Origin of the sequence: Streptomyces sp. WG7 (genome assembly GCF_049975785.1) — a bacterium.
Taxonomy (GTDB): Bacteria; Actinomycetota; Actinomycetes; order Streptomycetales; family Streptomycetaceae; genus Streptomyces.
Genome location: NZ_JBNGGE010000010.1, coordinates 170,283 through 186,990 on the forward strand (window position 1 = coordinate 170,283; position 16,708 = coordinate 186,990).

A 16,708-nucleotide genomic window follows, 5' to 3' on the forward strand; every position below is an offset into this window, starting at 1 on the left:
GGCTAAGTGAATATGATTGTCATTTGAATCACCGGGCGGTGTGGTGAGGGAGGAACTGGAACTCGTGAGCAAAGCGCCTACACCGGGGCAGGTGGAGGGGACGCAGGTACTGGCGGCGGTGGCCGACGCCTTGGACGTCCCCCGCACGGAACTCGACCTCGACGCCGACCCGTTCGAGCTCGGGCTCGACTCCCTGGGACTCATCCGGCTCACCGCCGACTGGCGTCGTCAGGGCATCGGGGTCGGCTACGAACAGCTCGCCGAGGCGGCGACGCTGCGGGACTGGCTGACACTCCTGAACGCCGCCCCGAGGACAGCGGCGTCGGACGAGCCGGACACCCCCGAGCCGGTACGGGCCGACCTGCCCGGAGCGGACGCGGGGAGGCGGGAAGAGACCGAGCCGGACGGTGCCTTCCCCCTGGCCGTCATGCAGCACGCCTACTGGATCGGCCGCCAGGACGACCAGCCCCTCGGCGGTGTGGGAGCCCACTTCTACGCCGAACTCGACGGATCCGGCCTCGACCCCGAGCGCCTCGCCGACGCCGTGACCGAGCTGCGCCGACGTCACGAGATGCTGCGCGTCGAGGTGCTCGACGACGGACGGCAGCGCATCCTCGCCGAGCCGTCGCAGCCGGCGGTCACCGTGCACGACCTCACCCGGAAACCGGCAGACGACTGCGCCGAGACGCTCGAACGGCTGCGGCAGCACTACACCCACCGACGCATGGACGTCGAGCGGGGCGAGGTGTTCGACGTCGCCCTCAGCCTGCTGCCCGACGGCCGGACCCGCCTCCACATCGACCTCGACATGGTCGGCGCGGACGCCGCCAGCATGCGCGTCCTCCTGGCCGACCTCCGGCACCTCTACGACGATCCGGACACCCCCCTGCCGGACATCGGCCACAGCTACCGGGACTACCTGCGGGAGAGCCGGGCGGACCGGAAGGCCGATGTCGCCTCCGCGCGCGACTGGTGGCGCGAACGACTGGACGGACTGAGCGCTCCGCCTCAACTGCCCACGGTCATCGACCCGCTCAGCCCGGAATCCGCCGCACCCCGGTACCACCGCACCACTCGCCTGCACCACCACCTGACGTCCCGGCGCATGAGCATCCTGACCGAACGGGCCAGGCAGCACCGGCTGACCCCGACGGCGGTACTGGCCGCCGCGTTCGCCGAGGTGCTCGCGGCCTGGAGCGCCGAGCCGAGGTTCCTGCTCAACCTCCCCCTGTTCCACCGGGACCTGAGCCGGCCCGACACCGAACTGCTCATCGGCGACTTCAGCAGCTCCGTCCTGCTGGACGTCGACCTCACCGCCGGGCGGCCCTTCGCCGAGGCGGCAGGGGACATCCAGGCGGAACTGCGCAGGACCATCGCGCGCGGCTCCTACTCGGGCGTCGAGGTCCTGCGGGACCTCTCCCGCGCCGCGGGCGGCACGCCCGTCCTCGCACCCGTCGTGTACACCAGCGCCCTCGGCCTCGGAGAGGTCTACGACAGCGCCGTGCGGCGCACCTTCGGCGAGCCGTGCTGGATCATCTCCCAGGGACCCCAGGTGTGGCTGGACGCGCAGGTGACCGAGCTGGACGGCGGTCTCCTGCTCAACTGGGACGTCAGGGAGGACCTGTTCGCGCCCGGTGTGCCCGCCGCGGCCTTCGACGCCTACCGGAACCTGATCGAGACCCTGCTGGACGACGAGGACGCGTGGGCCCGCACCGTAGGGCCCCAACTCCCCGCCGAACAGTCACGTGTCCGGGAGCGCGTCAACGACACCGACGCCCCCGAGGTGGCCGTGCGACTGCACGAGGGGTTCCACCGGGCCGCGGCCGCACAGCCCGGACGGGTGGCGCTGATCGACGAAACAGGCCGCTCCGTCACGTACCGGGAGCTGCGGGACCGGGCGGGACGCGTCACCGCGCTGCTCACCGACGCCGGTGTACGGCAAGGTGATTCGGTCGCGGTGCGCCTCACCCGGGGCGCCGGTCAGGTCGCGGCCGTACTCGGCGTGCTCGGGGCCGGCGCCACCTACGTCCCCGTCGGTGTGCACCAGCCCGCCCATCGCGCGGCCCGCGTCCTGGAGGCCGCCAAGGCGGTGGCGGTGCTCACCGATGCGTCCGGCACACCGGAACTTCCCGCCCCGGCCGACGGCACCGCGCCCCGCGTGCTCGCCCTCGACGCGGCCGACGCCCTGCGGCCCGCGGCTCCCGTGCTGGACCAGCCCGTCTCGTCGGTCGCCTACACGATCTTCACCTCCGGGTCCACGGGGGTCCCCAAGGGCGTGGACGTCTCCCACGGCGCCGCGATGAACACCCTCGCCGCGATCAACGCGCGCTTCGGGGTACGGGCATCCGACCGGGGACTCGCCCTGGCCGAACTCGACTTCGACATGGCGGTCTACGACCTGTTCGGGCCGCTGTCGGCGGGCGGCTCGGTCGTCCTGGTCGACGAGGCGGCCCAGCGCGACCCGCAGCACTGGATCAGACTGATGCGTGAGCACCGGGTCACCCTCGTCAACTGCGTCCCCGCCCTCCTCGACATGACCCTCACCGCCGCCGAGGCCGACCCCCAGGGACTGGGCGACACGCTGCGGCTCGTGCTGCTCGGTGGTGACTGGGTGGGCATGGACCTGCCCGGACGACTCCGTGCCCTGGTACCCGAGGCGCGGTTCGTCGCACTGGGCGGCATGACCGAAGCCGCGGTGCACTCGACCGTCTTCGAGGTCGACGAGGTCGGCCCGGACTGGGCCTCCGTCCCCTGGGGAGTCCCGCTGCCCAACATGCGGGCCCGGGTGGTCGACGCACGGGGCAGGGACTGCCCGGACTGGGTTCCGGGAGAGCTGTGGATGAGCGGCGCCGGCCTGGCCGACGGCTACCGCGGCGACCCCGACCGCACCGCCGAGAAGTTCGTCCGGTACGAGGGCAGGCGCTGGTACCGCACCGGGGACCGGGCCCGGTACCGCTCCGACGGCGTACTGGAGTTCCTCGGGCGGGTGGACCACCAGGTCAAGCTGCGCGGCCACCGCATCGAACTCGGCGAAGTGGAAGCCGCGGCCGCCGGCCGGTCCGACGTCTCCGGCAGCGTGGCCCTGGTGACCGGCCGGCCCCCGCAACTGGCCCTCGTCGCCGCGGGCACCCCGACGGCGAAGCCCACCGGGACCGACCTGCGGAACACTCTCGCGGCGCTGCTTCCCGCGTACATGGTCCCCTCTCGCATCGAGGTCGTCGACGCCCTTCCCCTGACCGCCAACGGGAAGCCCGACCGCAGGAAAGCGGCGAGGCTGGTGGGAACGGAAGCACCGGCCCCCGGACCCCGAGGCGGTGAGCCGCCCCGGGGCTGGGCGGAAACCACCCTCGCCCAGGTCTGGTCCGAACTCCTCGGCGCCTCCGCCGTCGGACGCGACGACGACTTCTTCGCACTCGGCGGGGACTCCCTGCTCGCCACCCGGGTGATCGCCGCACTGCGCGGACGCGACGTCGGCGGGGCCCGCGTCGCCCAGCTCTTCACCCGCCCCCGACTGGCCGACTACGCCGCGACCCTCACCCGGCAGGAACACCGCGCCAGGACCCTCGGCCCCGGCGACATCGCCCACCGGCACGACCCGTTTCCCCCCACCGACGTGCAGCGCGCCTTCTGGATCGGACGCGACGACCGGTTGCCGCTCGGGGGCGTGGGCACCTACCACTACAGCGAGTTCGACGGCGTCGACGTCGACCTGGCCCGCGTCGAACGCGCCTGGCGGACACTGATCCAGCGGCACGAGATGCTGCGAGCGGTCTTCGACGACGAGGGCCGGCAGCGGATCCTGCGCGACGTGCCCCGCTTCACCATCCCGGTCACCGAGGTCGGCACCGAGCACGAGGCACCCGCCGCGCTGGACAGCCTGCGCACCGAGTCCTCCCACCGTCGCCTGGACATCACCCGGTGGCCCCTGTTCGACATCCGGGCCGTGCGCTACCCCAGCGAGGGCCGAACCCGGACCCGGCTGGCCGTCGGACTCGACTACATCGTCCTCGACGGAGCCTCGATCATGGCTCTCTACGCCGAACTGGACGCGCTCCACGCCGACCCGGACACCGAACTGCCCGCCATCGACGTCTCCTTCCGGGACTACGTGCTCGACGTCGTACCGGAGAAGGACGCCGTCGACAAGGCCCGCGCGTACTGGCTGCGCAGGCTGGACGACCTGCCGCCCGCCCCCGAGCTGCCACTCGCCGGCGACCCGGCCGCGGTGGCCCGGCCCTGGTTCACCCGCCGCAGCCGGCCACTGGCGGCCGACCGGTGGGAGACGCTGAGGGAGCGGGCCCGGCAGCAGGGGCTGACGCCCTCCGTGGTCCTGCTGATCTGCTACGTGGAGGTCCTGGCGGCCTGGAGCGACCAGGACGGTGTCACCGTCAACCTGACCCTGTTCAACAGGCTGCCGGTACACCCCCACATCAACCGCCTGGTCGGCGACTTCACCTCGGTGTCGCTCATCGGCCACAAGCCCCGGCCCGGCGAGAGCTGGCTCGAAGCCGCACACCGGCTCCAGCGGGTCATGGGCGAGGACCTGGACCACAGGGAAGCGTCCGCGATCTGGCTCATGCAGGAGCTCGCCCGGCGCACGGGCACGGTGGAGGCCGCCATGCCCGTGGTCTTCAGCAGCACCGTGGGCGTCGGAGACCGGGAGACCAAGGACCTGAGCGGAGCCTTCCCGGCCAAGGTCTTCGGCATCACGCAGACACCACAGGTCATGCTCGACAACCAGGTCACGGAATCCGCGGGCGGCATCCTGGTGAGCTGGGACGCCATCGAGGAACTGTTCCGCCCCGGCGTACTGGACGCCATGTTCGACTCCTACTGCCGCATGCTCGACCGGCTGGCCGACGAGCCCTGGGAACACGGCCCGCTGCCCGCCGCGTTGCCCGCCGAGCAGAAGGCAGCACGGGAACGGATCACCGGCGCCCCCGCCCCCGCCACCGACGGCCTCCTGCACGAGGACGTGCTCGGCCGGGCCGCGACCGACCCCGACCGCACGGCACTCCTCATGCCGGACGGCAGCACCCTCACCTACGGCCGGCTCGCGCGGCGCGCCACCCTGATGGCGGGAGGGCTGGCCCACCACGGCGTCCGCCCCGGCGACACGGTGGCGCTCCTGCTGCCCGGCGGAGCCGACCAGATCGTCGCGGCCCTCGGGATCCTGGCCGCGGGCGCGGCCTACCTGCCGCTGCCCCCAGGGCCCGGCGCCGACGCGGCCGAGCACTGCGAGGCGGCCGGGGCGGTCCTCCTCGTCACCGACACCCCCGGCGCGGGCACCGGCGGAGTGCGGACGACCACCTTCGCCGACGTCATGGCGCCGGCCGCCGCGGCCGAACCCTTCCGCGGTGACCCCCGCACCCCCGCCTACGTCCGCCTGACCGAGCACGGCCCCCTGGCCTTCAGCCACGCGGCGGTACGGGGGACGCTGGCAGACATCCGGGCGCGGTACTCGGTGGGGGAGGAGGACCGCGGAATCGCACTGTCCGAACCGCACACGGTGCGCTCGGTCTTCGACGTCCTCGGCCTGCTCGGCGCCGGCGCGACACTCGTGCTGCCCGGCCCCGCCGACCGTGCCGACCCCGCCGCGCTGGCGCGGCTCTCGGCCCGACACGGCGTCACGGTGTGGAACGGCACACCGCACCTGCTGGACCGGCTCCTCACCGAGGCCGAGGCCGAGGCCGGAGCCGGGTCCACGGCGGAGGCCGGCCCCCGCCTCCCCGACCGGCTCCGCCTGACCATGGTCTCGGGCGGCCGAGCGGGCCACGACCTGCCGCGCAGACTGCGCGCGTCGGCGAGCCGGGAATGCCGCTTCGTCTCGCTCAGCACCGTGCCCGGAACGGCCCTGTGGTCCCTCGCGTACGAGCCCTCCACGGAGGACTCCGCCGATGGCACGCCCATGCCGGCGGGCCTGCCGCCGGCCGGCCTGCGGCACCGCGTGGTCGACGCCGCCGGGCGGGACCGCCCGGACTGGGTCGGCGGCGAACTGTGGATCAGCGACCCGGGGTTCATCGAGCGGCCCGGACACGCACCCGCCGGCCGAGTCGTCGAACGGGACGGGACACGCTGGTACCGCACCGGAAGGCAGGCGCGCCACCGACCGGACGGAACACTCGACCTGATCGGACGCTCCGGGCGCCCGACCAGGATCGGCGGCCGACGCGTCGAACCGGACGACGTCGAGACAGCCCTCGAAACACACCCCGGAGTCGCCCGCGCGGTGGTCCTCGTCACCGGAGAGACCGACGACCGCAGGCTGCACGCGGTGATCGTCCCGGTCGGCGACCGGCCGACGGGCATCCCCGAGCACCTGGAGAAGCTCCTGCCGGCGCACGCCACACCCGGCCGCTACACGTTCGTCGACACGCTCGACCAGGTGCCCGTCACCGACGACGGAGACATCGACCGGACCGCCCTCGCCGTCTCCGTGGCCTCGGAGAACGAGGCCGGAGGTCCGCCGAAGAGCGAGGTCGAGCTCCGTATCGCGGCCCTCTGGTCGGACCTCCTCGGCGCCGAAGTACCCGACCGCAACGCCAACTTCTTCAGCGAAGGCGGCGACAGTCTCACAGCGCTGCGCCTGGTCGGAGCCGTCAACGAGGCCTTCGGCACGGACGTACCCGTGCGCGCCTTCCTGGCGGCGTCCACCCTGGCGGACCTGGCGGCGCGGATCGAAAGCATGCAGGCCACTGCCCTGTTCGAAGAGAGTGGAGAGATATGAAAGCGCAGGACATCGTCGCGGAGCTGGAACGGCACGGCATCCGGCTCTGGGAGGAGGACGGCAAGCTGCGCTTCCGCGCCCCCCAGGGCGCGCTCACCGAGGAGCGGCGCGCGCTGCTGCGTTCACGGCGGGACGACGTGCTCGCCCACCTGACCGAACGGACGGAAGCCACCCGCCTGACTCCCGAACCCGACGCCGCACACCAGCCGTTCCCGCTGACCGACATCCAGGCCGCCTACCTGGTCGGCCGCGGCAGCGCCTACGGCTACGGCGGCGTCGCCTGCCACGTCTACACCGAACTCGCCTACCCCGCCGAGACCGACCCCGACGCGCTCGACGACGCCTGGTGGGCCATCGTGCGACGGCACGACATGCTGCGCGCCGTCGTGCACCCGGACGGCTCCCAGGAGGTGCTGCCCACCATCCCCGAAACGGCCATCCCCGTGCAGGACATGAGGGGAGCCCCGGAGGAGGACGTGGACCTCCGGGTGAGGGAGATCCGCGACGAGCTGGCCGCACGCGTGCCACCGACCGACCGGCCGCCGCTCTTCGAACTGCGGATGACCCGGTGCGACGACGCGCTGCTGCTGCACCTCTCCATCGACCAGCTCATCGTGGACTACGCCAGCCTCCTGCTCGTCCTCGCCGAACTGGAGGACGTGTACCACGGCCGCCGACTGGCGCCGCTGAACGCCCGGTTCCGTGACTACGTGCTGGCGCGGCGCCGGCAGACGCTCACCAGCGAGTACAACCGGCACCGCGACTACTGGCTGCGACGCCTCCCCGACCTGCCCGCCGCCCCCGAGCTGCCCTTGGCGGCCGACTCCTCGGCCCCCGGCCCCTTCCGCCGGTACGAGACCGTGATGAGCGCCGAGCAGCGCAAGGCGTTCGAGGCCAACGCGGCGGCGCGGCAGATCCCCCTGTCCGCCGCGGCCCTGACGGCCTTCGCCGAAGTGATCGGCCGGTGGAGCCGCAACCCCGAGTTCATGCTCAACCTCCCCACCTTCACCCGGCTCCCCCTGCACGAGGACGTCGACCGGCTGGTGGGCGACTTCACCTCCGTCGAACTCCTCGCCGTGGACCTGCGAGCGCGGCAGACCTTCGTCGAACGCGTCCGCACCCTGAGCACGAACCTGCTGGAGGACCTGGCCCACTCGCTGTTCACGGGCAGCCAGGTGCTGACCGAGATGGCCCGGCTCCGCGAGGCGCAGACGCTCCTCATGCCGGTCGTGTTCACGAGCACCCTCGGCTCCGCCACCATGAGGCAGCCGGACGCCGTGGTCCGGCACGCCCAGACGCAGACACCGCAGGTCTGGATCGACTGCCAGGTGATGGAGCGCGGCGACGGCCTCGCACTGAGCTGGGACGTACGGGAAGGCGTCCTCGCGGCGGGGACCGCCGACGAGCTGTTCGACGCCTTCGCCGCTCTCATGCACCGCCTCGCCGAGGACCCCGACAGCTGGTCCGAACCCGCGGAGATCGATCTCCCCGAACCCACCCGCGCCGTACGGGCCCGCGTGAACGACACCGGCGCGCCGGTACCCCGTGCCCTGCTGCACGAGGCCGTACTCGCCACCGCACGCCGCACCCCGGACCGCGTGGCCGTCGTCGACCAGGACCGTCAGGTCACCTACCGGGAGCTGGTCGCGCGGGCCGCCGGCGTCGCCCGGGCCCTGGCGGCGGCGGACGTCACCCCGGGGCAGATCGTGGCGATCACGATGGACAAGGGCTGGGAGCAGGCGGCGGGCGTACTCGGCACACTGATGGCCGGTGCCGCCTACCTGCCGCTGGACACCACGCAGCCGCCCCGGCGACGCGAGACCATCCTGGCCGACGCCAAGGCACGGGCCGTGCTCACGCAGTCCTGGCTCACCGACGACGGCGACCGGCCGGACGGCATCCCGGTCATCGCGGTGGACGCGCTGCCCGACAGCGACACCCCCGCGGCCGCGGCCCAGGCCGACCCCGACTCCCTCGCCTACGTCATCTACACCTCGGGTTCGACGGGCGCGCCGAAGGGCGTGATGATCAGCCACGCCGCCGCGCTGAACACCATCACCGACATCAACCGCCGGTTCGCGGTCACGGAGGACGACCGGGTCTTCGCCCTCGCCCAACTCGGCTTCGACCTGTCCGTCTACGACCTCTTCGGCCCGCTGTCCGTGGGCGCGACCGTGGTCATGCCCCACCCCGAACGCCGGGGCGACCCGTCCAGCTGGGCCGAGACGGTCGGGCGGGAGAACGTCACCGTCTGGAACTCGGTGCCCGGACAGCTCCAGATGCTCCACGACTACCTGCGGGCCGACGATCCGCCGCTGCCCTCCCTCCGGCTCATGATGCTCTCCGGGGACTGGATCCCCGTCGGCCTCCCGGCGGCGATCCGGCGCTGGGCCCCCGCGGCCGAGGTCCACAGCCTGGGCGGTGCCACCGAGGCGTCCATCTGGTCCATCCACCATCCGGTCTCCGAGACCGACCCCTCCTGGCGCAGCATCCCGTACGGCAAGCCACTGGCCAACCAGACCTTCCACGTCCTCGACTCGGCCCTGCGGCCCCGCCCCGACCTGGTGACCGGCGACCTGTACATCGGCGGAACCGGCCTGGCCCAGGGGTACTTCGGCGACGCGGAGCGCACCGCGGCGGCCTTCGTCCAGCACCCGGTCACCGGCGAGCGGCTCTACCGCACCGGCGATCTCGGGCGCTACCACCGGGACGGAGTCATCGAGTTCCAGGGCCGGGTGGACACCCAGGTGAAGATCCGCGGCTACCGGATCGAGCTCGGTGAGATCCAGGCTGCCGTCGAATCCCTCCCCTCCGTCGGCGCGGCGGCCGTGGTCGTCGCGGGCGGTCGCGGCGACGCCGGCCGGGCGACAACCCCCCGTACCCTCGCCGCCTTCGTCGAGCCCGCCCACCTCGGCGAACCCCTGCCGGTGCCGGCCTCGCTCCGGGACGTCCTCGAGCGGGCCGGGCAGGACGCGGCCGCGGGCGTCGACCTGCCCGCGCTCACGGCCTTCCGCACGGCACTGAACACCGCGGCCCTGTCCGCCATGTGCGAGACGCTCGCCCCCGCCTTCGCCGGGCAGGCGCCCCGCACGGCGGCCCAGGTCTGCGAGGCCCTGGACGTCGCCCCGGCCCACCACCGCCTGGTCCGCCGCTGGCTGCGGGGTCTGGTGGCGGCAGGCAGGCTCACGGAGGACACCGGCGGCTACCGGGACCTGTCCGTTCCCGCCCCCGGCGCCACCGAGCGGGCATGGGAGGAGGCGGCCGCACTCGAACGCGAGGCGGCCTGGAGCCCCGAACTGTTCGCCGTCGTCCGCGACTGCGCGGGCACCCTGCCGTCCCTGCTCACCGGTCGGGCCGAACCGGCGGACCTGCCGTTCTCCGGCACCTCGGCCGACGCGCTCGACGCCGCCTACAAGGACAACCCGGCGGCCCACGCCCTGCACCGGGTGCTGGTGGCCGGCGTCACGGAGATCGTCCGTGACCACCCGAAGGGCACACCCCTGCGTCTGATGGAGGTCGGCCTGCGCGGCGGCGGCGCCGTCACCGAACTCGTACCCGCCCTGCAGGACGCCGACTTCGACTACCTGGCCACCGACTCCTCCCCTCGCCACCGCTCCCCGGTCGAACAGCGTTTCGCCGACGATCCGCGGGTCCGGTGCGCCGCCTTCGACCCGGCGGAAGACCCCCACGAGCAGGGTTTCCTGCCCCACTCCGTGGATGTACTGGTCTGCGTCGGAGTGCTGGACAACGTCCCGGACGTCGAGGCGGCCCTGGCCCGGCTGAGGTCACTGGTCACGGCGGGCGGATGGCTCGTCCTGCTGCAGAACGCCGGAGACGACGACCACGCCCTGCGGATCTCCACCGAGTTCCTCCCCGAGCACGCGGGGCCGTTCGCCGACGTCCGTGCGGCGGGCGAGCAGTCCTTCCTGACCGCGGAACAGTGGACCGCCCTCCTCGGCGACCAGGACGGCCGCATCGCCGCCGAGTTCCCCGCCGCACCGGAGGAGGCCGCCGCATACGGCCAACGGCTGTACTTCGCGCGGCCCAAGCCCACGCGGGCGCCGATCTCGGTGCCGGAGCTGAGCAGCGGCTGCGCGGAGCTGCTGCCCGAGTACTCGGTGCCGACCCGGTGGCAGATCCTCGACCGGCTGCCGAAGACCGCGAACGGCAAACTGGACCGCGGCAGGCTCGAGACCTGGGCCGCGCAGACCGACCGGCAGGCCGAAGCGCCCACCTCGAGCCGGCCCCGGGACGAACTGGAACGCGCCATCGCGGCCCTGTGGGCCGAGTTGTTGCAGCTGGACGAGGTCGGCCGCGACGACGACCTGTTCGACCTCGGCGGGGACTCCCTGCTCGTGGCACGCATCGTCGGCAGGCTCAGGGACGGCCTCGACGGCCTGGACGGCCTGGAGTGGGACCTGGAGTGGGAGGTCGTCCTCCGCCACCTGCTGCGCCGGCCCACGGTCGCCGGACTGGCCGCCTACCTCCGTGACGTCTCGGCGGAGCAGCAGACCGAGGGGGCCGAGGCCTCCCCGGTCGTCACGCTGACCGAGGCACCGCCGTCCCGGCCGGTGACCGTACTGGTGCACGCCGGCACGGGCACGCTCCTTCCCTACCGGCCGCTCATCACCGAGATCCGCGGGAAGACGGACGGCCGCAACGGACTGGTCGGCCTGGAGATCCCCGAGCTGGACACGTTCCTCAACGCCGACCCGAACGGGCTGATCGACCGGCTCGCCGCCCGGTACGCACGCGCCCTGCTCGATGCCGGACACACGTCCTTCGACGTCGTCGGCTACTGCGTGGGCGGCGTCATCGCGACGGAGGTGGCGCGCGGGCTGGCGGAGGCCGGCGCGGAGGTACGCAGCCTGACCGTCATCAGCAGCCACAGCCCGACCTTCCGGATCGACGACGAGCTGCTCTCGGAGTACTCCTTCGCCCTGATGATGGGCATGGACCTCGCGCACATCGGGTTCCCGGCGGACTCGGACCGGGTGGGCGCCGCGGTCGGCGCCGTACTCGAGCGCTCGCCCGACGCGATCGTCGACGGGGCGCTGGCCGACCTCGACGGCGAGTACGCGGACGTAGCGGAGGCGTTCGCGAAGCTCGAGTCACTGCCGCGCATGGGCCGCGTCACCCGGATGTGCGAGGCGCTGCCTCCCGCTCTGGAGGGCACCTACCAGCCCGAGGGACTGCTGCGTGCCCTGCGGACCTACCAGCAGAGCACCTACGCGCTGAGCAGGCACCGGGCCGAACCGTACGCGGGAGACATCTCCTTCCTCCGGCACAACGGCGCGTACCCCTTCCCCGGCAGTGCGGACACCATCACCGACCACTGGGCGAAGATCTGTCTGGGCGAGCTGGAGAGCCGCGAGATCCCGGGCGAGCACTTCACCTGCATGACCGGTGACAACGTGCCGACCGTCTTCGGTCACCTGCGTGACATCGTCGAAGGGATGGAAGCGTGATCGGCGTCCTGGGAGCGTCCGGAGCGGTGGGGCGCCACGCCGCGGCGGCACTGGCCCGATCGGGTGACGGCCCCTTGCGCCTCGGCGCACGCAGGCCCGAGGCGATCGGTGCCGGCGACCGGTCGGAGGCGGAGATCCGCGCGGTGGACGCGCTGGACGCCGCCTCGCTCGCCGAGTTCTGTGCCGGATGCCGCGTGGTCGTGAACTGCGCCGGGCCCAGCTACCTGCTGAAGGACTCGGTGGCCAGGGCCGCCCTCGCGGCGGGCGCCGACTACGTCGACGTCCTCGGCGACGACCCGGTGCGCGAGGCGCTGACGGCCGCCGGCGCCGTGCCGGCCGGCCGCACCGTCGTCCTGTCGGCCGGCACCGTGCCCGGCCTCTCCCTCCTGGTCCACCGGCGACTGACGGAACTGGCCGGTCAGGACGCGTCGCCCGCGACGCGCCTGGTCGCCTACGCCGGCGGGCTGGAACGCGCCACCGCGACCGTCGCCGCCGACATCCTGCTCTCCCTGGATGTCGGCGGCGCCGACGGCGAGCCCTACGGGCATCCCCTGGCGGCCTGGCGCAACGGCCGGCGGGTCCCGCGCGCGTTGCGCGTGGACGAGGACGCGGAGGTGCCGCACTTCCCGCAACGCGTCGCCGTGCAGCCGCTGCTGACCGCGGAGTGGGAACGCGGCGCGCGGGCCGCCGGGCTGGCCGAGGCCGAGTGGTACAACGTCTTCCCGGGCAGCCAGGTGCGGGCCCTGTTCACCGCGCTCCCGACCCTGCCCGTCGACACGCCCCGGCAGCGGGAGGAGCTGATCCAGCGCATCATCCGGGCGGGCGAGATCGACCTGGCGGGCGCCGAGCCCTACTACCGCCTGGTCCTCACCCTGTCCGGACCGGACCGGAGCCGGACCGCCGTCGTGCGCACGGACGACAGCTACCGGCTGACCGGAGCCGTCGCGGCCCACACCGTCCGTGCCCTCGACGCCGGGCGTGTCCGCCCCGGTCTGCACTTCGCGGGGGACGTCCTGGAGCCCGCCGAAGCCATCGACGCACTGACCCGCACCGGGGCGGCGGACTTCTCGGTCTACGAGGGCGACGGCCGCGGCGGTGCGCGGGCGGGCGACGCGTTCGAGGACGGTGAACTGTGACCGCGTCCCCCGACCGGCCGCTGCGGACGGTGGTGGCCGGCACCAACTTCGGCAGGTTCTACGTCGATGCCGTACGCGAGCACCCGGACTTCGAGCTGACCGGCATCCTCGCCAGGGGAAGCGGGGGCAGCGGCCACTCCCGGGCCCTCGCCGAGACGCTCGGCGTGCCCTGCTACGCCGGCACCGACGAGCTGCCGGACGACACCGACGTGGCCTGCGTCGTCGTTCCCTCGGCCGTGATGGGAGGTTCCGGGACCGAACTGAGCCAGGCGCTCCTGCACCGGGGCGTGCACGTGCTCCAGGAGCACCCGCTGCATCCGGACGAGCTGTCGGAGACCCTGCGCATCGCCAGGAAACGGGGCCTGCAGTACCGGGTCAACACCCACTACGTGCACGTGGAGCCGGTGCGCGTCTTCCTCGAGGCGGCACGCCGGCTGCGCGACAAGCAGCGGGTGCTGTACGTCGACGCGGCCTCCCCGGTGCACGTACTGGCCCCGCTGATCGACATCCTGGGCAGGGCGCTCGGCGGGCTGCGCCCGTGGCAGCTCGGGGACGTCGCGGCCGTCGGAAGCGACGTGCTCGCCACGTCCGACGGGCGGGCACCGGTGCGGACGCTGCACGGCGCCCTGGCCGGGGTGCCCCTCACGCTGCGCGTACAGAACGAGATCCACCCGGGGGACCGGGACAACCACGCGCTGTTCTGGCATCGCGTGGCCCTCGCCACCGAGGGCGGTGTGCTGACGCTCGCGGACACCCACGGACCGGTCCTCTGGCATCCTCGGATGCACTCGCCGCGCGACGACGGGCACCGGCTGGTCTTCCGGTCCGGGCCCGGCGCGGAGTGGCTGAGGCTGCCGACGAGTTCCGTCGTCGGTGACGCGTCGCAGGAGCCGCACAGCTTCGACGAGGTCTTCTCCCGCCTGTGGCCGTCGGCGGTGGGCGATGCGCTCGGTCAGTTGCGCGACGCGATCCGAGAGGGCGCGGACGTCCTGCGTACCGCGCAGCACGACCTGGCCGTCTTCCGGGTCTGGCGGGACCTGATGGCCGGCCTCGGACCGCCGGAACTGATCCGCCCGCCCGCACCCACTCCGCTGGCCGTGGCCGACCTGACCGGTTCCGGCACCGGTACGGGCACCGGCACCGGCACCGGCACCGGCTCGGGCTCGGGCTCGGGGAAGCGTCGTGGGCGCCGGCCCGCCCAGGGCGGCACGTCACCCGCGCCCGCCGTGCCGGAGCCGACCGGTGCCGAGGGTGATGCCCCCGGCACCGGGTACACCCGGCCCGCCGAGTTCTTCGACCTCGGGGCCCGGGAACACACGGACCGCACCGGCCCCGCGGTGGTCGCCTCGCTCGCGGGCATCGACCCGAAAGCCGGCCCGCTGCTCGACATCGGGGCGGGCAGCGGCCTGGTGACCCGTCAGATAGCCGCCGCGTACCCGGACTGCCGGATCGTCGCGGCCGAGCCCTCCGCGGGCATGCGCGCGGTCCTCACCAGCAGGCTCGCGGACGACCCCGGGATCGGGCAGCGGGTGACGGTGCTGCCCGCCGCCGCGAACGACCTGGTGCTGCCCGACCGGATCTGCGGCGCGGTCGCCTGCGGGATGCTCGGACACCTGGATCCCCCCGGGCGTCGTGCGCTGCTGCGGGACCTGGCCGACCGGCTCGCGCCGGGCGCACCGCTCGTCGTGGAACTCATGGGCCTGTACACCCCGGTGTCGATGCCGGCGACCCGGCTGCGCCAGGCAAGTCTCGGCGGGCTGCGCTACGAGTGGTGGATGGCCGGCGAGCCCGCCGGTGAGCAGTTGATGCGGCTGGAGACGACCTGGCGTGTCTTCGACGGCACGGAGTTGGTGCGGGAGGTACGGGACGCCTACCACTGGCACACGGTGACCCTGACCCAGATCGCCGAGGAGGCGGGGCTGGCACTCGAGACCCCGCCGCCGCCCCACGGAGCGGCCGTTCCGCACCTGGGCGTGCTGCGCGGTGCGGAACGGCCGGTGGTCACCAGCTGACGAGTACCTGTTCCGGCCCGAAGGCGATGCCTTCGTGCCGGAACCGGACCGTGTGCAGGGGAGCCGCTGAGCGAAGCGTGGGAATCCGGTCCAGGAGGGTGCTGATCGCGGTTACCAGTTCCAGCCGGGCGACATTCTGGCCGACGCATTGATGAATGCCGTAGCTGAACGCGACATGCTGTTTTCCTTGCCGCTCGAAATCAATCTTCTCGGGCGCTTCGAAGACACTTTCATCATGATTTGCTGAAGCCAATAGAGGAATGATTCCATCGCCCTTCGGGATCACATGCTCGCCGAGTCGGATGTCCTCGGTGGCGGTGCGCAGCGCGATTGAGTCGCCAACCGAAAGGACTCGGAGGAGTTCTTCGACGGCGGCCGGGAATTTGGTGTGGTCCGCGCGCAGCTCCGCGATCAGTTCCGGATTCTCCAGCAGCGCCAGCACGCTCAGCGCGATCTGGTTCGTCGTGGTCTCCCAGCCGGCCACCACGAGGATGGCGATGGTGGTGACGAGTTCCTCACGGCTCACCTCGCCGGTGTGCAGCCGCTCGGTTATCAGCCTGCTGAGCAGGTCGTCCCCGAGGTCCCTCGCGCGGTCCGCGATGATCCCGTCGATCACGGAGGACAGGGCGCCGATGCCCTCGGCCGCGCCCTGCGCGGTGCTGGTGCCGCCACCGAAGACCTGGGAACCCAGGGTCCCCGTGACGCGCCGGAACCACGGATCGGTGCGTCGCACTCCGATGAGTTCGCACATGACGGTGCTGGACACGGTGTGGGCGAAGTGGGTGACCAGGTCGACCGGGGGGCCGCCGGCGAGCAGTTCGTCGATGCGCTCGTCGACGATGCGCTGGATGTCCCGGCGCATGCGGCGCGCCTTGCGGACGGTCATCTCGGCGAGCAGCATCCGGCGGAACCGCGTGTGCTCGGGCGGGTCCATCCTGATGAACGGCCTGGTCCGGGCCCCCACCTCCTGCTCGCCCTCGACGAGTGCGGGGAAGTTCGGGTGGCGGATGTCGGCGCTGACCCGGGGGTCGGCCAGTGCCGCGCGGACCTCCTGGTAGCCCGTCACGACCCAGGCCCGGCGGCCGGTCGGCAGGGTCACCCGGGTCGCCGGTCCCTGCTTGCGGAGCTCCGCGTATTTCTCCGGCGGAGAGAACGGGCATCCGCGGACCATGGGAAAGGCGTCGGAAGCGGCTTCGGTCGCTTCGGTGTCAGTCATGGCTGTCGAATCCTTCGTGTGGCGATACGGAGATATCGCTAGGCTAGCCATTGCTTCCTTGGATTGCTATGGAAAAGTAGCGTATTCGCTCGCGCAGCGTTCGGGGTGAGCTGGACGAGACCGGAAATTGATGATGGACTGACCGGAGC

General features: G+C 72.7%; 5 protein-coding genes. 4 read left to right on the top strand and 1 reads right to left on the bottom strand.

The annotated features are described in order from the left end of the window. The first annotated feature begins 64 nt into the window (after positions 1 to 64). The 4 genes from ACP4J0_RS13870 to ACP4J0_RS13885 are packed head-to-tail and all read left to right on the top strand — an operon-like array spanning position 65 to position 15,343. Positions 65 to 6,727 (top strand): amino acid adenylation domain-containing protein, encoded by a 6,663-nt coding sequence (locus ACP4J0_RS13870; protein ID WP_426598962.1) that lies wholly within the window; start codon positions 65 to 67, stop codon positions 6,725 to 6,727. Then, complete coding sequence (locus ACP4J0_RS13875) at positions 6,724 to 12,195, top strand: amino acid adenylation domain-containing protein (RefSeq protein WP_426598963.1); 5,472 nt, start codon at positions 6,724 to 6,726, stop codon at positions 12,193 to 12,195. Before ACP4J0_RS13870 ends, ACP4J0_RS13875 begins: the two co-directional genes overlap by 4 nt. Further along, positions 12,192 to 13,331 carry a saccharopine dehydrogenase NADP-binding domain-containing protein gene (locus tag ACP4J0_RS13880; protein WP_426598964.1) on the top strand — a complete coding sequence of 380 codons (1,140 nt, stop codon included), beginning with the start codon at positions 12,192 to 12,194 and terminating at the stop codon, positions 13,329 to 13,331. Before ACP4J0_RS13875 ends, ACP4J0_RS13880 begins: the two co-directional genes overlap by 4 nt. After that, complete coding sequence (locus ACP4J0_RS13885; protein ID WP_426598965.1) at positions 13,328 to 15,343, top strand: Gfo/Idh/MocA family oxidoreductase; 2,016 nt, start codon at positions 13,328 to 13,330, stop codon at positions 15,341 to 15,343. Before ACP4J0_RS13880 ends, ACP4J0_RS13885 begins: the two co-directional genes overlap by 4 nt. Here ACP4J0_RS13885 and ACP4J0_RS13890 read toward each other — a convergent pair. Continuing rightward, complete coding sequence (locus tag ACP4J0_RS13890; protein ID WP_426598966.1) at positions 15,333 to 16,559, bottom strand: cytochrome P450; 1,227 nt, start codon at positions 16,557 to 16,559, stop codon at positions 15,333 to 15,335. The genes ACP4J0_RS13885 and ACP4J0_RS13890 overlap by 11 nt on opposite strands. Positions 16,560 to 16,708 lie beyond the last annotated feature (149 nt).